Annotated in this window: 20 protein-coding genes; 2 read left to right on the top strand and 18 right to left on the bottom strand. The window is 74.1% G+C overall.

Annotation, left to right across the window (positions count from 1 at the left end; translation table 11 throughout):
- Window positions 1-58: 58 nt before the first annotated feature.
- The 7 genes from FKD65_RS42505 to FKD65_RS42475 all read right to left on the bottom strand — a co-directional run bounded on the left by FKD65_RS42505 (window position 59) and on the right by FKD65_RS42475 (window position 6,012).
- Window positions 59-784: an alpha/beta fold hydrolase gene (locus tag FKD65_RS42505; protein WP_141585771.1), complete on the bottom strand. Its 726-nt coding sequence runs from the start codon at window positions 782-784 to the stop codon at window positions 59-61.
- Window positions 781-1,743, bottom strand: coding sequence for an alpha/beta hydrolase (locus FKD65_RS42500; protein WP_141585769.1), 963 nt, complete (start codon window positions 1,741-1,743; stop codon window positions 781-783). The genes FKD65_RS42505 and FKD65_RS42500 overlap by 4 nt, the downstream gene beginning before the upstream one ends.
- The gene (locus tag FKD65_RS42495; protein ID WP_141585767.1) at window positions 1,740-3,581 is read right to left on the bottom strand and encodes a ferritin-like domain-containing protein; all 1,842 of its coding nucleotides are present in this window, start codon (window positions 3,579-3,581) and stop codon (window positions 1,740-1,742) included. Before FKD65_RS42495 ends, FKD65_RS42500 begins: the two co-directional genes overlap by 4 nt.
- On the bottom strand, window positions 3,578-3,805 hold the full coding sequence (locus FKD65_RS42490; protein WP_141585764.1) for a hypothetical protein: 228 nt from the start codon (window positions 3,803-3,805) through the stop codon (window positions 3,578-3,580). Before FKD65_RS42490 ends, FKD65_RS42495 begins: the two co-directional genes overlap by 4 nt.
- 111 nt (window positions 3,806-3,916) lie before the next feature.
- Window positions 3,917-4,669: a class I SAM-dependent methyltransferase gene (locus tag FKD65_RS42485; protein WP_141585762.1), complete on the bottom strand. Its 753-nt coding sequence runs from the start codon at window positions 4,667-4,669 to the stop codon at window positions 3,917-3,919.
- A gap of 79 nt (window positions 4,670-4,748) precedes the next feature.
- Window positions 4,749-5,186 (bottom strand): cupin domain-containing protein, encoded by a 438-nt coding sequence (locus FKD65_RS42480; RefSeq protein ID WP_141585760.1) that lies wholly within the window; start codon window positions 5,184-5,186, stop codon window positions 4,749-4,751.
- Window positions 5,187-5,259: 73 nt separating this feature from the next.
- Window positions 5,260-6,012: an SDR family oxidoreductase gene (locus tag FKD65_RS42475; RefSeq protein WP_141585758.1), complete on the bottom strand. Its 753-nt coding sequence runs from the start codon at window positions 6,010-6,012 to the stop codon at window positions 5,260-5,262.
- 248 nt (window positions 6,013-6,260) lie between these two features.
- Between FKD65_RS42475 and FKD65_RS42470 the strand changes: the two genes are divergently transcribed.
- The gene (locus tag FKD65_RS42470; RefSeq protein WP_141585756.1) at window positions 6,261-7,514 is read left to right on the top strand and encodes a low temperature requirement protein A; all 1,254 of its coding nucleotides are present in this window, start codon (window positions 6,261-6,263) and stop codon (window positions 7,512-7,514) included.
- A gap of 204 nt (window positions 7,515-7,718) precedes the next feature.
- On the opposite strand, the gene FKD65_RS46460 is transcribed toward FKD65_RS42470, so the two are convergent.
- Window positions 7,719-7,841 carry a hypothetical protein gene (locus FKD65_RS46460; protein ID WP_302931576.1) on the bottom strand — a complete coding sequence of 41 codons (123 nt, stop codon included), beginning with the start codon at window positions 7,839-7,841 and terminating at the stop codon, window positions 7,719-7,721.
- Window positions 7,842-8,275: 434 nt separating this feature from the next.
- Here FKD65_RS46460 and FKD65_RS42465 point away from each other — a divergent pair, with 434 nt between their 5' ends.
- Complete coding sequence (locus FKD65_RS42465) at window positions 8,276-9,037, top strand: sensor histidine kinase (RefSeq protein WP_141585754.1); 762 nt, start codon at window positions 8,276-8,278, stop codon at window positions 9,035-9,037.
- Between the two features lie 28 nt (window positions 9,038-9,065).
- Here FKD65_RS42465 and FKD65_RS42460 read toward each other — a convergent pair whose 3' ends face one another.
- The 10 genes from FKD65_RS42460 to FKD65_RS42415 form a co-directional block, all read right to left on the bottom strand.
- Window positions 9,066-9,377: a hypothetical protein gene (locus FKD65_RS42460; protein ID WP_141585752.1), complete on the bottom strand. Its 312-nt coding sequence runs from the start codon at window positions 9,375-9,377 to the stop codon at window positions 9,066-9,068.
- A gap of 110 nt (window positions 9,378-9,487) precedes the next feature.
- Entirely contained in the window at window positions 9,488-11,236 is a 1,749-nt protein-coding gene (locus tag FKD65_RS42455) for a biotin carboxylase N-terminal domain-containing protein (protein ID WP_141585749.1), read from the bottom strand.
- Window positions 11,237-11,249: 13 nt separating this feature from the next.
- Entirely contained in the window at window positions 11,250-12,176 is a 927-nt protein-coding gene (locus tag FKD65_RS42450) for an MBL fold metallo-hydrolase (protein WP_240809866.1), read from the bottom strand.
- Complete coding sequence (locus FKD65_RS42445; protein ID WP_141585747.1) at window positions 12,173-13,294, bottom strand: epoxide hydrolase family protein; 1,122 nt, start codon at window positions 13,292-13,294, stop codon at window positions 12,173-12,175. Before FKD65_RS42445 ends, FKD65_RS42450 begins: the two co-directional genes overlap by 4 nt.
- Before the next feature lie 44 nt (window positions 13,295-13,338).
- Entirely contained in the window at window positions 13,339-14,550 is a 1,212-nt protein-coding gene (locus tag FKD65_RS42440) for a ketosynthase chain-length factor (protein WP_141585745.1), read from the bottom strand.
- Window positions 14,547-15,836, bottom strand: a complete 1,290-nt coding sequence (locus FKD65_RS42435) for a beta-ketoacyl synthase (RefSeq protein ID WP_141585742.1) — start codon at window positions 15,834-15,836, stop codon at window positions 14,547-14,549. The genes FKD65_RS42440 and FKD65_RS42435 overlap by 4 nt, the downstream gene beginning before the upstream one ends.
- Window positions 15,836-16,687 carry an LLM class flavin-dependent oxidoreductase gene (locus tag FKD65_RS42430; protein WP_141585740.1) on the bottom strand — a complete coding sequence of 284 codons (852 nt, stop codon included), beginning with the start codon at window positions 16,685-16,687 and terminating at the stop codon, window positions 15,836-15,838. Before FKD65_RS42430 ends, FKD65_RS42435 begins: the two co-directional genes overlap by 1 nt.
- A 72-nt stretch (window positions 16,688-16,759) precedes the next feature.
- Window positions 16,760-17,896: a hypothetical protein gene (locus tag FKD65_RS42425; protein WP_141585738.1), complete on the bottom strand. Its 1,137-nt coding sequence runs from the start codon at window positions 17,894-17,896 to the stop codon at window positions 16,760-16,762.
- A 19-nt stretch (window positions 17,897-17,915) separates the two neighbouring features.
- On the bottom strand, window positions 17,916-19,166 hold the full coding sequence (locus FKD65_RS42420) for a cytochrome P450 (protein WP_168221381.1): 1,251 nt from the start codon (window positions 19,164-19,166) through the stop codon (window positions 17,916-17,918).
- Complete coding sequence (locus tag FKD65_RS42415; RefSeq protein WP_141585734.1) at window positions 19,159-19,662, bottom strand: SRPBCC family protein; 504 nt, start codon at window positions 19,660-19,662, stop codon at window positions 19,159-19,161. Before FKD65_RS42415 ends, FKD65_RS42420 begins: the two co-directional genes overlap by 8 nt.
- Between the last annotated feature and the right edge of the window lie 12 nt (window positions 19,663-19,674).

Below are 19,674 nucleotides of genomic sequence, written 5' to 3'. Positions count from 1 at the left end.
CGGAGACGTCGCGCGGAGCCGGGGGGGCGCCCGGCGCCGCGCGGCGCGTCCGCTCCGCTCAGCCTTCCTCGCTGTCGACGGCCTCCAGGATGGAGGCGGCGACGGCGTCGGGCTGGGAGGCGGCGACGGCGTGCGAGGCGCCGGCGATCTCCCGCGTCCCGCGCGAGGAGGCGCGTTCGGCCATGAACCGGATCACCTCGGCGGGGATGTTGCGGTCGCTCTCACCGAAGACGAACCAGGACGGCTTGGTGCGCCAGGCCGGCTCGTCCGTTTCCAGGCCGTCGGTCAGGGCCCGCTCGGTCACCGGGCGCTGGGTCGCCGCCATCAGGGCGGCCTCTCCGGCGTCCAGGTCGGCGCAGAACTGGCCGTGGTACTTCTCGTCGTCGATCCGGAACTCGTTGCCGCCGGAGGCGACCGGGTAGGCGGCCAGCGCGTCGCCCAGGGTGCTGCCCTCGAACTTGGCGGACAGCTGCAGGGCGCTCTCGCCGGTGCTCGGCGTGAAGGCGCCGACGTAGACCAGGGATCGGACGGCCTGGAGGCCGGCCGCCGCCTGGGTGATCACCATGCCGGCGTAGGAGTGGCCGACCAGCACGACCGGCCGGTCGATGCCGCGGATCACGTCCCGCACGTAGGCGGCGTCGCCCGCCAGGTCGCGCAGCGGGTTCGCCGCGGCGACGGCGCGCAGCCCCCGGGCGTGGAGGCGTTCGATGACGCCGTTCCAGCTGGCCGACTCCGCGAAGGCCCCGTGGACCAGGACGACGACGGGCTTGTCGGTATTGGTCATGAGCTTTCCTTTCCGATGTTCAGCGCGGCCTTGAGGGTCGCGATGGCCTGTGCGGTCGCGGCACGTGTGGCGTGGGTGTCGCGGACGGGGTTGAGCATCATGAAGTCGTGGAGCGTGCCGTTGTAGCGGACGCTGGTGGTGGGGACGCCGGCCTGGGTGAGGCGGCGGGCGTAGGCCTCGCCCTCGTCGCGCAGCACGTCGTTCTCGTCCACGATCACCAGCGCGGGCGGCAGGCCCGCCAGGTCCTCCAGCGCGGCCCGCAGCGGCGAGGCGGTGATCTCGGCGCGCTCCTCGGGGCCGGTGGTGTAGGCGTCCCAGAACCACGCCATCGCCGCCGCGGTCAGGTGCGGGCCGTCGGCGAACTCGCGGTAGCTGCCGGTGTCCATCGCGGCGTCGGTGACCGGGTAGTACATCGACTGCTGCACGAAGGTCACATCGCCGCGCCGTTTGGCCAGGATGGCCAGCGCGGCGGTCATGTTGCCGCCCACCGAGTCGCCCGCCACCGCCATCCGGGCGCCGTCGAGGTCCTCGGCGGCACCGTTGGCGATGATCCACTGCGCGGCGGCGTAGGCCTGCTCGATCGCGACCGGGTAGCGGGCCTCGGGCGAGCGGTCGTACTCCACGAACGCCACCGCCGCACCGGTCCCCACCGACAGCTCGCGCACCAGCCGGTCATGGGTGCCGGCGTTGCCCAGCACCCATCCGCCGCCGTGGACGTACAGCACGACCGGCAGCACCCCGGTCGCCTGCGGCGGACGGACGAGGCGGACCCGCACGTCGCCCACCGCGGCGGGCACCGTGATCCACTTCTCGTCCACCTGGGGCATCTCCACCGGCCCGGCCTGGACCTCGTCCAGCAGGTCGCGGGCGCCCTCCACGCCCCGCTCGTACAGCAGCGGCGGCTGCGCGGCCGCCTCGGCGAACCCCTGCGCCGCCGGCTCCAGAACGTGATCACTCATGATCGCCTTCCCTTCTCGGTTGCGCTTCCGCCGTCGGCCGGGCCTGACCGGCCCGTCCCGTCCTCACGGAAGTCGATCTTTCGGTGGGTCCCGTCGCACAGCGGCTTGCCCGCCGAACGGCCGCAGCGGCACAGCGTCACCCGGTTGCGGGTCTCCAGCGGGCGCCCGTCCGCACGCTGGACCGGGACGCCTCCGGTGACCCAGAGCGCGCCGGCGAGCCCGTCCTCCTCCTCGAGGACCGAGACGGCCCGCGGAAGGTCCGGCTCGATCGACTCGCCGCCGCGCCGCAGGGCGTAGGTGTAGGACCCGGAGGGGCAGTGGTCGATCCGCCCCATGATGTTGGAGCGCACGTCGCTGTCCCCGGTGTCGGCGAGCATCGCGGCGATCGGCCTGGTGCGCCCGATGCAGAACGCGGCGTGGATGCACAGCTCGCCGACGCGCTGAGCCGAGATGCCCACGCCGTCGTGCACGTGCTGCAGTTCCCTGTAGGGGCGGACGTCGGCGGACTCGGTGCCGTCGAACCCGATCCGGGCGTGCGTCCCGTCGCAGAACGGCTTGGCGCCCGACCGGCCGCAGCGGCACAGCGCGTAGGTGTCCTCGGTGGCGATGGTCTCGCCCGTGTGCCAGGTCAGCGCGTCGCCCTCGGCCGAGACGATCTTGCGTTTCCGCCTCAGCGGCACCTTGCCGTCGACGAGATAGGGGCCGTCCGGGAGCACGACGATCCGCTGCCGGCCGTCGGTGCTCCACCGGCGCAGTTCGGGCGGCACGTAGGTGAATGCGGGACCGGCCGTCGCGCCCTCCCCGTCCGGCATCCGCATGAGGGCCTGTGCCTGCGACTTGAGCCGGTACATGGTGGCGGTGGCCACCGCCAGGAGCCTCGGGCTGCCGTCGAAGGCCAGTTCCAGCAGGTTCAGGACGGTGCAGTAAGTCTGGTCGAACTCCTCCTGGGCCGTGCGGATCGCGCTGCCCGGAGCGTTGTCGGCGAGTCGCGGGTCGCGCCTCATCGGCAGCACGCCCGCGGGGTCGACGGCGATCGCCTCGCCGGTGGGCCCGGACCGCGGGGTGTCGCCACGCCGGTAGCGCCGCCCGGACCTGAGCTCCTGGAAGCGGTAGTAGTGGGCGACCGCGTCGCGCTCGGGATGGTGGACGTCCCGGTCGCCGTCCCAGACCGCGCCGCCCGACGCCCCCTCCCCCTCCTCGACGATCTCCCGCAGCGCGGTCAGCGCCGAGGCCAGGTCGGCGACCTCGACCAGCCGGCCGGCGGTGTGCCAGAAATGACCGGCGTGCACCTGGCGGGCCGGGTCGCCGGTGAAGACCGCCGGCTCGCCGAGCCGGTCGCACAGGTCGCGAAGCCCGTCCTCGACCGCGGCGTAGAACTGCCCGATCGTCTCGTAGGCGTCGCCCTCCGGCGGGGCCCCGGGAGGGGCGGGCTGTTCGAGCCTGAGGAACATGTCGAGCGCCTCCGGGCCGAACGGAAGCAGCGACAGCTCCAGCGAGGGGTCGGCGTGGGGCAGGCGCCGGGGGTGCGGCGGCAGCATCCGCGGCGTGTCCAGCCGCGGGCGGCCGCCGACGGCGTTGAGCAGGTTCGCGGCCAGCGCCAGGTGGAGCATCTCCTCGACGAAGACCCCGGCCACGAGCTCGGCCGCCTCGGGATTGCGCTCGGCGTCGAGCGAGTAGAGCGCGCAGAGGTAGGGCGGCAGGGTCGCGTGCTCCAGCTCGATCGCCCACTGGAGGTGCTCGCGGAGGTCGTCGAGCGTGGCGATCCGCGGGGACCGGACGGGCGAGGCGGCGTGCTCTCGCGGTACGGAGCCGTCCATGGGCTGTACGGGGTTGTTCATAGCGTCTCGTCTCGGCTGTCGTCGGCTTGCAGTTCCTCGGCGGCGCCGAGGAGGTTGCGGAGCTCGACCTGTTCGCGTTCCGCGTCGCCCGGGTCGAACAGCCACTCCGTCACCGGCTGACCGGCGGCCCGCTCGGCCTCGCTCGACTCGACCAGGTCCAGCTCGGCGCGGACCTCCGTCTCGAACTCGACGAAGAACTCGTTGTCACCGGGCGGCGTGCTCATGGCTCCTCCGTACGTGGCGGGGCGGGAGAAGGCCCCGGGCGGACGCGTTTCCTCGTGGATCGGTCGGGTCGTGCGGATCACCCGCACCGCGCGGAGCGCGCGTCGCGTGGATCACCTGCGTCGAGAGTGGATCAGTCGCATCGAGATCTCTCCGGCGGCGAGCAGACGGGTGAGGCTCTGGCCCTGGCGGACCGCCAGCGAGTGGGCGCGGTCGGTCCCGTGCGCGGCGGCCACCGTCGCCGCGGCCCGCTCGGCGCGCCGTGTCCAGGACAGCGGGGCGCCGCCGGGCCGGTCGATCCGCTCGATCAGGTCGAAGCCCGTACCGGTGAGCAGCTCGGCGAGCTCCCGCCCCGTGGGGAAGAGATTCCCCTCTGGAGCCGGGAGGACCGTCGGGTGCCGGGCGACGACGGCCAGGAGCCCCAGGGGTGCGCCGGGGCGCAGCACCCTGTGGATCTCGCTGAGGACGGCGGCCTTGTCCTGGACGGTGTCCAGCACTCCAAGGCACCACGCGGCGTCGACCGACCCGCCGCGCAGCGGGATCCGGCCGCCCTCCGCCGTGACGACCGGGAGCCCGAACAGCCGGGCGGCGGCCCGGCAGGCCGACGGCATCGGTTCCAGCAGGAGCGGCCGCACCCCGAACCTCTCGGCCGCCCAGGCCGCCGGACCGCCGACCCCGGCGCCCACGTCCAGCAGCCTGGTCCCCGCCGTGAGCTCGCACGCCTCCGCCAGCCAGGCCAGCCCGGCCGGATCCGCGCTGCCGCGGCAGGCCGCCGGAATCGCGTACCTCTCGCCGAGGTGCTCGACGGCGTCGGCGGTCCATCCGGCGACGTCGTCGAACTCCGCGGCCATGGCCGGTGCGATCATGGTGAACTCCCCCGTCCGGTCCCCCTCACCGGCGCGCGCGCCGGCTCCCGGGTCGTGGTGCGGTCGTGCCGTGCGGTTGTCAGGGGCGCCGGGGCGCCCGCAGGTGCGAGCGCCGGGCGAGCTCCGCCTCGTCGACCAGGGCCACCATCGGCTCGCCCGGTTCGCAGAGCATCGTGACGATGAAGCGGAGCGGGAGGTCGTCGCGGTTGTTGCCGTCCTGGTAGTGGACGACGTCGCCACCCGGCTCCCAGAACGCCTCGCCTGCGGGAACGGGTCGCGGCGGCTCCCCCTCGATCTCCAGCAGCATCTCCCCCTCGAGTACGTACCCGAAGGCCGGGCCCGGATGCCGGTGGGGCGGGGCGCCGGGATCGCCGGGCGGATATTCGACGATCAGGATCATCGCGTGCGCGCCCGCGGGGATGAAGGGCGGCCGGGCCTCCTGGACCGTCCTGAACGCGGTCTTCCACGCGGTGGACCGCGCCTTCGGCTCGGCGGCGGCCGGATCGGTGCCTTGCATGGGCGTGTCTCCTTGGCTCTTCTCATGGCTCACGGGCGGGCGAGGGCGGGCCGGGGTGTCACGGGGCGGGGTGTCACGGGGCGGGGTTGGCCGCCAGCCAGTCGGCGTACTTGATCTCACCGAGGGTCGCGCCGCCGTCCGGGACGAGGTCGCGCTCGCGCATCTCGGCTCCGAAGTAGGGCGCGTGCGGGTCGGTGACCACCTCGCGCGGGTCGCCCCAGGCCGCGAGGGCGCCGCGGAAGAACTCGTCCATCCGGAACTGCTCGGGGCCGGCGATCTCGGTCCTCCCGTTCAGCGGGGCGCCGGCCGCGGCCCTGCCGACCGCCTGGGCGACCTCGTCGCCCGCGAGGGGCTGGAACAGCACCGGCGGCATCCGGACCGTGCCGCCGCCCGTGGCCTCGTCGGCGATCCTGCGCGCGAACTCGAAGAACTGCGTCGCGTGCACGATCGAGAACGGGATGCCCGAGTCCTCGATCAGCTTCTCCTGGGCGAGCTTCGCCCGGAAGTAGCCGACGTCGGGACGCCGGTCGGTGCCCACCACCGACAGCGCGACGTGGTGCCCGACCCCCGCCTCCCTCTCCGCGGAGAGGAGGTTGCCGGTGGAGGTCCGGAAGAAGTCCAGCACCGCGGCGTCCTCGAAGGACGGGGAGTTCGACACGTCGACCACCACCGACGCGCCGGCCAGCACCTCGGCGAGCCCCTCGCCGGTGAGGGTGTCGACCCCGGTGTTCGGCGCGGCCGGCACCGCCTCGTGGCCGTGCTCGCCCAGCCTCGCCACGAGCTTCGACCCGATCAGGCCGGTACCGCCGATGATCACGATCTTCATGCCATGCCCTCCTGGTTCCCGGGAATCCGGTTCCGCCCGGTCGGCAGCTAAGACAGGGCATCCGTGCGGCCTGTGACAGCATCCGCGAGGAAACCCGCGGAAGCGCCTGGGCGGCGTTCGCTGTCACAGCCGGGTGCGCTCGCCTGTCTTTGGCGTCAGGACGGGTCCTTCACGGCAGGACGGGCCCACGCGAAGACGGGGGTGAGACCGTGCCGCCAGAGGGTGCCGGATGCCGCATCCGGGTCCGGATGACCGCGCGAGCGATCGACGAGCCGCACCGCGCCTCGAGTCAGCTCGAGCTCTTGTTCGATCTCACGTTCGTGGTGGCGGTGGCGGCCGTCACCGCCGAGTTCGCCGACCACATCGCCGAAGGGCGCGCGCTGGGCGGCCTGGTGCCGTTCCTTCAGGTGTTCTTCGCGGTGTGGTGGGCGTGGATGAACTTCACCTGGTTCGCCTCGTCGTACGACACCGACGACGTCCCCTACCGGCTGCTGACCATGGTGCAGATGGCCGGCGTCCTGGTCACCGCCGCGGGCGTGCCCGCCGCGGCCGACCACGCCGACTACCGTGCCGTCGCCGTCGGCTACCTGGTCATGCGGGCCGCGCTCGCCGTGCAGTGGCTGCGGGCCGGCGCCGAGTACCCGGACGGCCGCCGCACCGCGCTGCGCTACGCCCTCGGCATCACGGTCGCGCAGGCGGGATGGCTGCTCTGGCTCGCCGCGTCGCAGGCGGGCGCCGTCCCGTCGGCGGCACAGGTACCGTGCTTCGTCGGCCTGGCCGCCCTGGAGCTCGCCGTCCCGCGGTGGGCGGAGCGGGCCGCTCCCACCGCCTGGCACCCGCACCACATCGCCGAGCGCTACGGCCTGTTCACGATCATCCTGTTCGGGGAGAGCGTCCTCGCCGCGTCCAACGGGGTCGGCGGGGCGCTCGAAGCGGCCGAGATCGGCGGGCCGCTCGTCGTCATCGCGGGGTCGGGCCTCGTCCTGCTCTTCTCCCTCTGGTGGCTCTACTTCCTCGCTCCCGCCGGCGACGCGCTCAACGCCCGCCGCCACCTCTCCTACGTCTGGGGCTACGGCCACTACGGGATCTTCGCCGGGCTCGCGGCCCTCGGCGCGGGGCTCGAGGTGGCCGTCGAGCAGACCGGGCACCACATCCAGGCGTCGCCGCTCGCGATCTGCTACGCCGTGGCGATCCCGACCGCGCTGTTCGTCCTGCTGCTCTGGATCGTCCACACGCCCCTGCTGGCCGAGCCGGTGCTGCGTCCCGCCGTCGTGCTGGGCGGGGTCGCCGCCGTCCTCCTCCTGCCGCTCGCGGCCCCGCAGGCCGGGGCCGTCGCGGTCGTCGCGGCGATCGCCGCCGTCTGCGCGCTCATGACCGGGATCACCCTCGTCCTCCTTCGGGGAGGGACGCCCGCTCCCACTCGCGGAGGGGAGCCCCCCGGTCGCCGCGCCGGTCGCACCCCGTCCCGGCCGTCGATCGGCCGTCGTCGCGAACGAGCATGAGGAGCCCGGGGATCCGGCTCCAGCCCACGAGATCCATGAGCTCGGCCAGATGGGGTGCGATCGATCGCAGGACCAGCCGCCGGTCCCGCATCCCCAGCCGGCACGCGGCGGCGGCCAGGTGCGGCGGTTCGAAAGTGCCGTCGAGGCGCGGCAGCGCGCTGCGCACCCGCGGACCCCGGCCCGCCCCGAGGGGCCCGGAACCGGTCACGGGCTGCCTCCCCGCCTGCTGATCAGTTCGTCCTTCGTGATCCCGTACCGGGAGAGCAGTTCCGCCGCGCGCTCGTACTCGACCGGGTCGGGCAGCACCCGCTCCGCCTCGCGGGCCACGTGCGGGAGTCCGGAATCGTGGAGTACGCGAACCACGTGCCGCCTGGACACTTCCACTTTCCCCACCCTCTCTTCTCGGGCGCCGGCTCGTCGTTTCGTCATCGGCGTCTCCGGAAGCGCGCCGCAATGGACGGCACCCGTTTCACTGATCGTGCCGCGCCCCCGCGAAGCCGGCTTGTCGCGGTCGCCAGCTAAGACATTTCGGACTCGTGGTCTGTGACGCCGCCGCGCGCTCTCCCCGCAGTGCGAGCCGGCCGGCCGCCTTGGCGGGACCCGGCTGTCGGCGGTGTGTCACAGCGAGCAGAGCCGCCCTGTCTTGAAGGGTGAGCGGACCTTTCACGGCCCCTCGCCAAGGAGGTGTTTCCATGCCGGACACCCCGTCGATGACCTTCGGACGGACGGCGTCGTCCAATGCATGCCATTCGGCGGTTCACATGCCGGAGGAAGTGAGACCGCCCGCCGATCCCGAAACGGCGCAATGGCTCGTCGAGGCGTTCGCGATTCAGGGGACGCTCGCGGCGCGGGGGGCACTCGCGCCGGAACCGGCGGACCGGAGCCGGGAGGACGAGCGGCTGGCCGTGCTGGAGGACCGCGACCGCATCGCCAGGGAACTGCATGACACCGTCATCCAGCCGCTGCTGGCCACGACCATGACCCTGATGAGCGCGATCGAGGTCGCCCGGGGCCCGGGCGTCGCGCCCCGGCTGCGGCGGGCGGCGGACGACCTGGACGCCGCCGTCCGGCGGATCCGCTCGACGGTCTTCGACGTCCCGCCCGCGCCCCATGGCGAGGGGCTGCGCCGGCGGCTTCGCAGGGTGATCGACGACGCGGCCGCCGCTCTCGGTTCCGCCCCATCGGTGCGACTGGACGTCCTGCTGGACACCGCCGTTTCCGGCGGGACGGCCGACCACCTGCTGGAGGCCGTGCGCGAGGCGCTGGCCAACGTCGCCCTGCAACCCCGGGTCACATCGGTGCAGGTGGCCGTCGAACTCGGCGATCCCGGAGTGGTGCTGCGCGTGGAGGACGACGGGGCAGGCGTCCCCGAGGGCAGGCGGCTCAGCGGGCTCGGCACGATGGCCTGGCGGGCGGCGGAGCTCGGCGGCTTCTTCCGGGCGCGGCCCCGCTCGGGAGGCGGCACGACCCTGCTCTGGTGCGCCCCTCTCGACGCCGCGGACCGCCGCTCCGCGGCGGGGTGACCGGCGAAATCCGATGCCGCCCGGGGTGTCAGCCCTCCCAGAAGTAACTGATCCGGACGCGCAGGTCGGTGTTCCATTCGATGTTCGCCCAGACCTGCACGCCTCCCTGGTAGGGCCGGACGTTGTGGATGGTCATGCGGGCGGCACCGATGAACGGTGCGTCGGCGTTGTCAACCTCGACGATGGAGGCGGTGACGCGCGTACTCGGCCGGAACAGGTCCGAGTCGGCGTTGAGGATCACCTGACCGTGCGCGGTGAAGATGGCCGTGGCGGAGAAGACGACGCGGGCGGAGCGCTCGGAGTCGACCTCCATGCCCGACTCGATCGTTTGCAGGTTCATAAGGTCCCCTTCCTTCCGGACGATATGAACAGTGTGCACCCGCGCAATTACTTACAGTTGTATCTTCCTGGCCATAATGCGCTCCGGGTGCCGGCGGTTCGGTGCCCGGATCACCGGATCAGGCAGATCTCCGTGCCGGTGGCCACCGGCCGGCCGGGGCGGGCGTTGAGCGCGGAGACGGTGCCGGCTTTGTGCGCGGTGAGGGGCTGCTCCATCTTCATCGCCTCCACCACGGCGATGGTGTCGCCGGCGGCGACGGTGGCGCCGTCTTCGACGAGCACCTTGACGACGGTGGCTTGCAGGGGGCAGACCAGGGCGTCGCCGTTGTCCTCCTTGGCCCGGGTCCTGCGCGGCCTGGACCGTGAGGGCGATGCCGGAGCGGCTGGGGTGGCGGCGGACGAGTGGAGGACCACCTCTACGCGTCTGCCGTCCACCTCGACGGTGACGGCCTTGCGGGTGGACGGAACGTCGCGGTTCGACGGGTCCGACGTAGCCGAGGAGTCCGGGCAGGGAGGGATCGCGGGCGCCCGGTCGGACTCGATCCAGGCCGTGTGGACGTCGAAGGGCTCGGCCGTGAAGGCCTTCTCCTCGACCACGGCGCGGTGGAAGGGCAGGACGGTGGGGACGCCTTCCACCTCGAACTCCGCGAGGGCGCGGCGGGCCCGTTGCAGGACGATGTCGCGGGTCGCGCCGGTGACCACGAGTTTGGCGAGCATGGAGTCGAACCGGTCGGGGATCTCCTGGCCCTCGGTGTAGCCGGCGTCCAGCCGCACGCCCGGCCCGGAGGGCGGCCGCCAGGTCGTGAGCGTCCCGGTCGAGGGGAGGAAGCCGCGGCCGGGGTCCTCGGCGTTGATCCGGAACTCCATCGCGTGGCCGCGCGGCACGGGGTCGCCGTAGCCGAGGGCCTCGCCGCCCGCGATGCGGAACATCTCCCTGACCAGGTCGATGCCGGTGACCTCCTCGGTGACGGGGTGCTCGACCTGCAACCGCGTGTTGACCTCGAGGAACGACAGCGTGCCGTCGGCGGCGACCAGGAACTCGCAGGTGCCCGCGCCCACGTATCCGGCGGCCCGCAGGATCTTCTTGGACGACTCGCACAGCGTCCGCCGCTGGTCCTCGGTCAGGAAGGGCGCGGGAGCCTCCTCCACGAGCTTCTGGTGGCGGCGCTGCAGGGTGCAGTCCCGGGTCGACACCACGACGACGTCGCCGTGCCGGTCCGCCAGGCATTGCGTCTCGACGTGCCTCGGGCGTTCGAGGTAGCGCTCGACGAAGCATTCGCCCCGGCCGAACGCCGCCTCGGCCTCGCGGACGGCCGACTCGAACCGGTCGGGGATCTCGTCGAGGGACCAGGCCACCTTGAGGCCCCGCCCGCCGCCGCCGAACGCGGCCTTGATCGCCACCGGGAGGCCGTACTCGCGCCCGAAGGCCACGGCCTCGTCGGGCCCGGCGACCGGTTCGGGAGTGCCCGGCGCGAGCGGCGCGCCCTGCTCCCGGGCGACGCGGCGGGCCTGGACCTTGTCGCCGAGGAGTTCGATGGCGGACGGCGGCGGACCGATCCACACGAGGCCCTCGTCGATCACCGCACGGGCGAACTCGGCGCTCTCGGAGAGGAACCCGTAGCCGGGGTGGACGGCGTCGGCACCGGCGTCCGCCGCGGCCTTGAGCAGCTTGCCGATGTCCAGGTAGGTCTCCGCGGGGGCGGCGCCGCCGAGGGCGTACGCCTCGTCGGCCATCCGCGCGTGCGGGGCCGCGACGTCCGGGTCGGCGTACACGGCCGCGCTGGCGAGCCCCGCGTCGCGGCACGCCCGCACGACGCGGACCGCGATCTCGCCCCGGTTCGCGATCAGGATCTTGCGCACGGTTCCTCCGGAGTCAGGCTCGGCAGGGCAGCGGCCCGCCGTGGTAGGTGATCATTTCGCCGAACATCGCGGCGACGTCCATGCGCTCGCCGGGCGGGGCGCCGCGCTCCTCCGCGCAGGCGCGCCGCAGGTTCGGGACGAGCCGCTCGGGGTCGAGCAGCCGCCGGTCCGGCTCGGCGCGGCGCGCGATCTCCAGGGGGTCCAGCCCCTCGGCGAGGCCCCGCTGGGCCAGCTCGCGGGTCCAGCGGAGGTAGTGCTCGGTCTCGTCCAGCACCTCGGGCCCGCCGACCGGCCCGTGGCCGGGCACGACGACGGCCGGGGAGAGGGCGCGCATGGTCTCGATCGCGCGGAGCGAGCCCTCGACGGAACCCATCATGCAGAACGGGGTGACACCCGACATGACGAGGTCTCCGGCGAACAGGATCCGCTGGTCCGGCAGCCATACGACGGTGTCGTCGCGGGTGTGGGCGGGGCCGAGGCGGAACAGTTCGGCGCGCAGGTCCCCGGCGTGGAGCGTCATCCGCCCCTCGTAGGTGAGCGCCGGCGGTTCGAGCCGGAGGTCGCCCCACTCGACGTCCGGCCAGAGGCCCGTCAGGTGCAGGTCCGCGAGGATCGCCTCCTCGCGCGTGCCCTTGTGGGCGACCACGACGGCGTCCGGCGTGAAGACGCAGTTGCCGAACGTGTGGTCGCCGTGGAAGTGCGTGTTCACGACGAGGCGCGGCGGCGCGGACGCCACCTCGCGCACCGCCTCCCGCAGGGCGAGGGCGCGCTTCACGGTCGCGGCGGTGTCCACCACGATCGTGGTGCCGCCGGAGGCGATGACGCCGGCGTTGTTCAGGCACCATCCGCCGTCCGGCTGGACGTAGGCGTGCACGCCGTCCGCCAGCCGCTGCATCCGCGGCTCGGGCATGTGCGGCTCGGTCGTCTCCGGCTCGGTCATCGGGGCCTCTCGAAGATCTGGTCGAGGAAGAAGGTCCGGAGGTCGGCGGCCAGCGGGCCCGGGGCCTCCAGCGCGGGGAAGTGGCCGCCGCGGTCGAACTCCGTCCACCGGACGACCGTGTTCGCGCGCTCGGCGAACGGCCGGATCGCGTGGTCGGTGGGGAAGACCGCCACCGCCGTGGGCACCGGCGAGCGGTCGTCCGGCTCCGCCTGGCCGTGGAAGCGCTCGTAGTAGCTGTGCGCCGCGGAGCCGGCCGTGCCGGTGAACCAGTAGACGCTGACGTCGGTCAGGAGGGTGTCCCTGCCGAGCGCGTCGTCCGGCAGGTCGGCGGTCCCGGTCAGGTCGCGGTAGCGCTCGGCGAACCAGGCGAGCAGCCCGGCGGGCGAGTCGTGGTGGGCGTGCGCGAGGGTCTGCGGGCTCGTGCCCTGGACGCGCAGGTAGGCGCCCTCGTCGTCCTGCCAACGCCGCATCGCCTCGAACCTCTTGCGGTCGGCGTCGTCCAGGGCCTCGACGTCCTCTTCGCCGCCGGGCACGGTGACGAGGGCGTTGACATGGACGCCGCGGACCCGGTGCGGGGCGTCCCGGCCCATCCGCGGAGCCACGAACGCGCCGACGTCGCCGCCGTGCACCCCGTACTCGGCGTATCCGAGGCGGCGCATCAGCTCGTTCAGCGCCCCGGCGGTCCGGTCGTCGGTCCAGCCGGGTTCCGGTGGCGGCCCGGAGAACCCGAACCCCGGCAGGGACGGCACCACCAGGTGGAAGGCGTCCCGCAGGGCGCCGATCAGGTCGCGGAAGTCGGCGACCGACCCCGGCCAGCCGTGCAGCAGCACCAGCGGGACGGCGCCCGGGTCGGCGGAGCGCACGTGCAGGAAGTGCACGGCGGTCCCGTCGATCTCGGTGACGAACTGCGGGTGGGCGTTCAGCTCCGCCTCGTGCCGCCGCCAGTCGTACCCGTCCGCCCAGTACGCGGCGAGGCCGCGCAGGTAGGCGGTGGGGACGCCGCGCGACCAGCCGGTCCCGGGCGGGTCGGGCGCCCACCGGGTGCCGCGCAGCCGGCGGCGCAGGTCGTCGACGTCGGACTCGGGGACCGCGACCCGGTACGGCCTGATGTCGGACATGCGGGACTCCTCGGTGAGCACGGGCTACGGCGTGGTGAGTGCGGTCACGGGGCGGTGAGCACGGCGGCCGAGGCGAAGCCGCCGCGCCCCCGGGCCAGGACGAGCGCCGTCGCGAGCCCGGCGGGCCGCGGTTCGTCCACGACCAGGTCGAGGCGGTCGTCGGTGCGGCCGGGGCGGGTGCCGACGGTCGGCGGGATGACCCCGTCGCGCAGGGACAGCAGCGCGGTCGCCAGGTCCAGCGCCGCGCCGCCCGACAGCAGCCGTCCCGTCATCGACTTGGGCGCGGTGACCGGGACGGCGCGGGCCCCGAACAGCCTCGCCAGCGCCGCCGCCTCCCCGTCGTCCAGGTCGCGGCGGCCCGCCGCGTCGGCGAACACCACGTCGACCGCGCCGGCGGGCACCCCGGCGTCGTCGAGGGCGGTCCGCGCCGCCCGGTACAGGCCGTCGGCGCAGCCGGGCTCCGGGTCGAACGCCGCGCCGTGCCCGGCGACGGCGCCGTAGATCTGCGGGGCGCCGCGCTCCCGGGCGTCGTCGCGGTCCTCGACTATGAGGATGGCACCGCCCTCGCCAGGGACGCAGCCGCCGGCGTCGGCGTCGAACGGCCGGTAGGCCGCCCCGGGGTCGGTGGACGGGCTGAGCTCCCCGCTCGCGGTCTGGATCGCGACGCCGTAGGGGCAGAGCGTGCCGTCCACGCCCCCGGCCACCATCATCGTCGTGCCGGAGCGGATCTTCCGGCGGGCGAAGGCCAGCGTGTCCAGGCCGCCCGACTGCTCGGAGGCGAGGACCCCGCCGGGGCCCCGCATCCCGTTCTGGATGGAGATCTGGCCGGTGTGCACCGCGTAGTACCAGGCGAAGGACATGTAGGCGCTCACGTCGCGCCAGCCGCTCCCCCACAGCTTCTGCAGCTCGCGCTGCCCGAACTCCAGGCCGCCGGACGTGCTCGCCGTGACGACGCCCATCTGGTACTCGGGCACGTCGCCCGGCTTGACCGCCGCGTCCCGCAGCGCCTGCTCGGCGGCGACGAGGGCGAGCCTGGTCACCCGGTCGCTCTGCGGCAGGAGCCGCTCGGGCAGGTCCCGCTCGGCCGCGCACTCGGGGATCTCCCCCGCCACCGCGACCGGGTAGCCGGACGCGTCGAACCTGGTGATCGTGCCGAGGCCGCTCCGCCCGCCGCGGACGGCGTCCCAGTACTCGTGGGCGCCGATGCCGTTCGGGGCGGTCACGCCGAGGCCGGTCACCACCGCCTGGCCGCTCATGCGCTGCTCCCTTCCATGTCGCCGGCCCGCTCCGGGTCGCGGAACACCATCGCGCTCTGGAACCCGCCGAACCCGCTGCCGACGGTGAGGGCCCCGCGCACGCGGTGCTCGCGCGCCTCCAGCGGCACGTAGTCCAGGTCGCACTCGGGGTCGGGCTCGCGCAGGTTGGCGGTCGGCGGCACCACGCCGTGCGCCATCGCCAGCGCGCACGCGGCGATCTCGATGGAGCCGATCGCGCCGAGCGAGTGCCCGACCGCCGCCTTGATCCCGCTGACCGGCACCCGGCGGGCGTGCTCGCCGAGGGCGCGCTTGAACGCCGCGGTCTCGTGCCGGTCGTTCTGCTTGGTGCCCGAGCCGTGGGCGTTGACGTAGTCGACGTCCTCGGGGTTCATCCGGGCCTCGGTGAGCGCGGTGGTGATCGCCTCGCCCATCTCCCGGCCGTCGGGCTTCAGCCCGGTCATGTGGAAGGCGTTGCACCGTGACGCCGCGCCCGCGACCTCGGCGTAGATCCGCGCGCCGCGGCGCCGGGCGTGCTCGTACTCCTCCAGCACGAGGACGGCCGAGCCCTCGCCGAGGATCAGCCCCCGGCGGGTGCGGTCGAACGGGCGGCAGGCGCGCGGCGGCTCGTCGTTGTACACCGACTGCGCCTTGATCACGTCGAAGCAGGTCACGGTGATGGGCGAGATCGGCGCGTCGCTGCCGCCGGTGACGACCACGTCGGCGGAGCCGTCCCGGATCACCTCGGCGGCGTGCGCGACCGAGTCGATGCCGGAGGTGCAGCCGGTCGAGACCACCGTCGCCGGCCCGCGCGCGCCCGTGGTCAGCGCGACCTCGGCGGCCACCGAGCTGGGCAGGAAGTAGTCGTACATGTGCGGGCTGACGTAGGCCGGGTCGACCTTCCAGTGCGCGCCGCCGTCGCTGAGCACGACGTACTCGTTCTCCATGCTCTTGGTCCCGGCGACCGCGCTGCCCATCGCGACGCCGGTGCGCTCGGCAAGGCTTCCGTCCACGGCGAGGCCGCTGTCGTCCACGGCCTCCCGCGCGGCCACCTTGGCGAGCTGGACGAACCGGTCGCTACGCCGGATCTCCTGCGGCGTGAGCCCGGCCGCGGCCGGGTCGAAGTCGCACTCGGCGGCGACCTGGCAGCGGTGCGCGGACGGGTCGAACTGGGTGATGCGGCGCGTCGCCGTCCGCCCCGAGGTGATCATCTCCCAGAAGGGGGCGGTGCCGATCCCGCCGGGGGCGACCACGCCGATCCCGGTGATGACGGTCCTTCTCCGCGACATCAGGTCTCCTCCCGCAGAGTCTCGGCGAGCAGGTCGAGCTCCTCCGGCCCGGACGAGCAGGGCACCAGCACGAGCTCGTCGCATCCGGCCTCGGCGAAGGCGCGGGCGGCCTCGCGCAGCCGCCCGGGCGTCGTCAGGGCCCCCTTGATCATCATGTCGGCGAGCCTGCCCGCGAAGGAGTAGTAGTCGCCGAGGTGCTCGCGGACACGGGCGTCCGCGTCCGCGCCGAGCGCGTAGTACGCCTGCGCGACCACGCGCGGGGCGCCGGGGCGACCGGCCTCCCGCCAGCGGCGGCGGACCTCGCCGGCCCGCTCGGCGAACGTCTGCGGCGGACCCGCGGCGGCGAAGTAGCCGTCGCCGTGGGCGACGGCCCTCCGCAGCGCGGACGGCGCCCTGCCGCCGACGAGGATCTCGGGGTCGCCTCCGGGCGGCTCCGGGCCGATCTCGCCGCCCGCCCAGATCTTGCGCATCTCGGCGAGCATCGTGTCGAGGCGGCGGCCCCGGTCGCCGAACTCGGCGCCGGACGCCGCGTAGTCGTCCGGCCGGGCCCCCACCGCGACGCCCAGCGTGAGCCGTCCGTCCGACAGGTGGTGGACGGACGCGGCCTGCTTGGCGACCAGCGCGGTGCTGCCCCGGTACGGGGCGATGAGGATCCCGGTGGTGAGCCTGATCCGTTCGGTCACGCCCGCCGTGGCGGCCAGGGCGACCAGCGGTTCGTCGTTGCCGTACACCAGGCGGTCGAGCACCGCCAGGTCGGCGAACCCCGCCTCCTCGGCCCTGCGGGCCCACTCCAGCAGGTCGCGCCCCTGCACGCCCTGCACCATGGTGGGCAGAGCCACTCCGTACTCCATAGTCGACTCCTCTCCGGGTCTGGTCACTTGTGGGGGGACGACCCCCCACACCCCCCGCCCGACTCCGTCGGGTCAGGTTCGGGCGGCCAGTGCCTCGACGTAGCCGGAAGCCGCGCGTTCGGGGCGCAGCGCGGCGTGCGAGCAGCCGACGGTCACGTCCCGCCAGCACCGCTGCAGCGAGGCGCCCCGGTCCTGCGCGGCGGTGCCCGCCGACCTCATCAGCGCGTTGACCGCCTCCACCAGCAGGGCCGCCGCGTAGGAGGCGCGGTTGGCGTTCTCGAACGCGCGCGGGCGGCCCTCCCCCGCGTCCAGTGCCGACACGACCTGGTCGATCAGCAGTTCGGCCGCCTCGATCCGCGCGGCGGAGGTCGCGATGTCCACCGAGGCCGGGTCGCCGGCCGGGGGCGGGCCGCCGGTGCGCGGGGCTCCTGCGGGCGGGCCCGCCGCGCGCTTGGCCGCGGCCGTGCGGGTCGCGGAGGCCAGCGCGCCGCGTGCCGCGCCGATCAGCGCGGAGATGCAGGTCAGGCCGCCGACGGCGGGCAGTGGGACGTTGTGCTGCGGTGCCTGCGAGGTGTGGTTCATCCCGCCCATCACCTCCTTGAACAGGGCCGTGCGGTGGTCGGGGACGAACGCCTCGTCCACCACGAGGGTGTGGCTGCCGGTGGCCCGCATGCCGATCGCGTCCCAGCTCGGCTCGAAGGCGAAGTCGGCGCGGGGCACCGCGAAGAAGCGCGGTTCGATGCCGCCGCCCGCGGGCCCGGAGATGAACGCCCAGTCGGCGAACTCGACGCCGCTGACGTACCGCCAGCGCCCGCGCAGCAGGAAGCCGCCCTCGGTCTCCTCGGCGGACCCGGCCGGAACCAGGCCGGGCACGAGCAGCGTGCCCGGCGAGCCCTCCCACAGGTCGCGCTGGCCCTCGATCGGCAGGTGCGCCGCGAACCGGCCGGTGTAGGCGAACATCGCGGCGCACCAGGCCGTGGAGGCGCACGCCTCGCCGAGCCGGACGACCGCGGCGGTCAGCTCGCGGAACGTGGACTCGGCGCCGCCCCAGCGGGCGGGCACGAAGTGGCGGGGCAGGGCGGTCGCGGCCACGGCGGCGACGGCCTCGTCGTTCAGCCGCCCGGTGCGGTCGGCCCCGTCGGCGTGGTCGGCGGCGGCGCGCACGGCGGCGTCCAGGGCCGTGCGCTCGTCGGTCATGGTGGTGGTCACGTTCATCACTCCAGACGGGTCACCAGGTCACGGGCAGCGCCTCGACCCCGTAGACGAGGCCGCCGTCCTTGAAGGACAGGTCCTCGAACGGGACGGCGAGCCGGAGCCCGGGCAGCTTGCGGTAGAGCGTGCGGAAGACGACCTCCAGCTCCAGGCGGGCCAGTTCGGACCCGAGGCACAGGTGGCGGCCGTGGCCGAAGGCCAGGTGCTTGCGGGACCCGCGGGTGATGTCGAGCTCGTCGGGGCGCTCGAACGCCTCGGGGTCCCGGTTGGCGGCGGCGGTGAGCGGGAAGACGCCCTCGCCCTCGCGCACCGGGGTTCCGGAGATCGTCAGGTCGGTGCGCGCGACGCGCGCGGTGGTGAGGTCGGTGACGCTGAGGTAGCGCAGCAGCTCCTCGACGGCCGGCGGCGCGAGGTCGGGGTCGGCGCGCAGCAGGTCGAGCTGGTCCGGGTGGCGCAGCAGCGCCAGCGTGCCCATCGCGATCATGCTGGCGGTGCTCTCGTGGCCGCCGTTGAACAGCAGCCGCGTGAGGTGGACGAGCTCGTCGAAGTCGTCCTCGCGCGGGAAGGCGCCGGTGAGCTTGGAGACGAGGTCGTCCCCGGGGTCGTCGTACTTGGCGTCGACCAGCTCGCGGAAGTAGGCGTCGAGCTGGTTGACCGCCTCCTTGCGCTCGGCCGCCGTGGCCGTCCCGCCGAACATGGTCCGGGTGCGCACGTGCAGGAAGTCCTTGTCGCGCGCCGGGATCCCCAGCAGCTCCATGATCACCGAGATGGTGATCGGCAGGGCGAAGGCCGCGAGCAGGTCGCTCGGCGGGCCCGCGTCCTCCAGCGCGGCCGCCTGCCGGTCGACGATCTCCTCGACGCGGGGCCGCAGCAGCTTCACGCGGCGGACGGTGAAGTCCTTGGCGACCCGCTTGCGGTAGTCGGTGTGCCGGGGCGGGTCCATGCCGAGCAGGGACGAGTTGAGCGTGAAGTCCTTGGGGATCGGGAACGGCGCCGGGAACCCGGGGCGGCCCCGGTCGTTGCCGAGCCGCTCGTCGTTCAGGGCCTCGCGGACCTCCGCGTACCGGGTGACCACCCACGTGGGCTCGCCCGCCGAGCGCGGGACCCTGGTGAGGCCCGGCCGCTCGCGGCACTCGCGGTGCCGGTCCGGCGGGGCGAACGGGCCGGGCCGTCGCCAGGGGAAGGGCGCGCCGCGCGCCTCGGCTTCGTGCGGGTGCTCCCGGTCGGACGCGGGGGCGCCGTCGGGCATGGCTTCGCGGTCAGGCATGGTCGTCTCCTTCGGTGAGGGTGGCGGCGAATCGCGCGAGCGTCTCACCGGGGCTCGGGCCGTCGATGGCCGCGCGGATGCGCCCGGCGGCCTCGCCGTGCCGGGCCAGCTCGACATGGGCCAGTTCCACGCGGGTCGCCTTGGGCCCGCGCCGGGTGAAGGTCACCTCCACGCGGCTGGCCCGCTCGTCGTCCTCGATCGGGCGGAAACCGCCGTCGATGCGCCACGTCAGGACGAGGCGGTCCGGCGGGTCCCAGACCAGGACCCGGCCCCAGTCGAGTTCGGAGCCGTCGGTGGAGCGCTCGTACCAGCGGCCGCCCACCCGGGGTTCGAAGATCACTCGTTCCCGCTCGGCGACCAGCACGTGGCTGCGCGGCCACCAGTCGGTGGGCCGCCGGGTGAAGTGCGCGAAGGCCCGGTCCGCCGGCACCGGGACGTCGACGGACTTGCGGACGGGTGGGACCGTGATGGAGGTCGCTGACTGGCTCGCATCCATGGCCCCAATCTC

This window comes from Actinomadura sp. WMMA1423 (assembly GCF_006547145.1).
GTDB lineage: Bacteria > Actinomycetota > Actinomycetes > Streptosporangiales > Streptosporangiaceae > Spirillospora.
This window is presented reverse-complemented; position numbering and strand designations above follow the sequence as displayed.

Coding starts and splice junctions, on each gene's coding strand:
- FKD65_RS42505 (WP_141585771.1), bottom strand. CDS start 784: ATGACCAATACCGACAAGCCCGTCGTCGTCCTGGTCCACGGGGCCTTC.
- FKD65_RS42500 (WP_141585769.1), bottom strand. CDS start 1,743: ATGAGTGATCACGTTCTGGAGCCGGCGGCGCAGGGGTTCGCCGAGGCG.
- FKD65_RS42495 (WP_141585767.1), bottom strand. CDS start 3,581: ATGAACAACCCCGTACAGCCCATGGACGGCTCCGTACCGCGAGAGCAC.
- FKD65_RS42490 (WP_141585764.1), bottom strand. CDS start 3,805: ATGAGCACGCCGCCCGGTGACAACGAGTTCTTCGTCGAGTTCGAGACG.
- FKD65_RS42485 (WP_141585762.1), bottom strand. CDS start 4,669: ATGATCGCACCGGCCATGGCCGCGGAGTTCGACGACGTCGCCGGATGG.
- FKD65_RS42480 (WP_141585760.1), bottom strand. CDS start 5,186: ATGCAAGGCACCGATCCGGCCGCCGCCGAGCCGAAGGCGCGGTCCACC.
- FKD65_RS42475 (WP_141585758.1), bottom strand. CDS start 6,012: ATGAAGATCGTGATCATCGGCGGTACCGGCCTGATCGGGTCGAAGCTC.
- FKD65_RS42470 (WP_141585756.1), top strand. CDS start 6,261: ATGACCGCGCGAGCGATCGACGAGCCGCACCGCGCCTCGAGTCAGCTC.
- FKD65_RS42465 (WP_141585754.1), top strand. CDS start 8,276: ATGCCGGAGGAAGTGAGACCGCCCGCCGATCCCGAAACGGCGCAATGG.
- FKD65_RS42460 (WP_141585752.1), bottom strand. CDS start 9,377: ATGAACCTGCAAACGATCGAGTCGGGCATGGAGGTCGACTCCGAGCGC.
- FKD65_RS42450 (WP_240809866.1), bottom strand. CDS start 12,176: ATGACCGAGCCGGAGACGACCGAGCCGCACATGCCCGAGCCGCGGATG.
- FKD65_RS42445 (WP_141585747.1), bottom strand. CDS start 13,294: ATGTCCGACATCAGGCCGTACCGGGTCGCGGTCCCCGAGTCCGACGTC.
- FKD65_RS42440 (WP_141585745.1), bottom strand. CDS start 14,550: ATGAGCGGCCAGGCGGTGGTGACCGGCCTCGGCGTGACCGCCCCGAAC.
- FKD65_RS42435 (WP_141585742.1), bottom strand. CDS start 15,836: ATGTCGCGGAGAAGGACCGTCATCACCGGGATCGGCGTGGTCGCCCCC.
- FKD65_RS42430 (WP_141585740.1), bottom strand. CDS start 16,687: ATGGAGTACGGAGTGGCTCTGCCCACCATGGTGCAGGGCGTGCAGGGG.
- FKD65_RS42420 (WP_168221381.1), bottom strand. CDS start 19,166: ATGCCTGACCGCGAAGCCATGCCCGACGGCGCCCCCGCGTCCGACCGG.
- FKD65_RS42415 (WP_141585734.1), bottom strand. CDS start 19,662: ATGGATGCGAGCCAGTCAGCGACCTCCATCACGGTCCCACCCGTCCGC.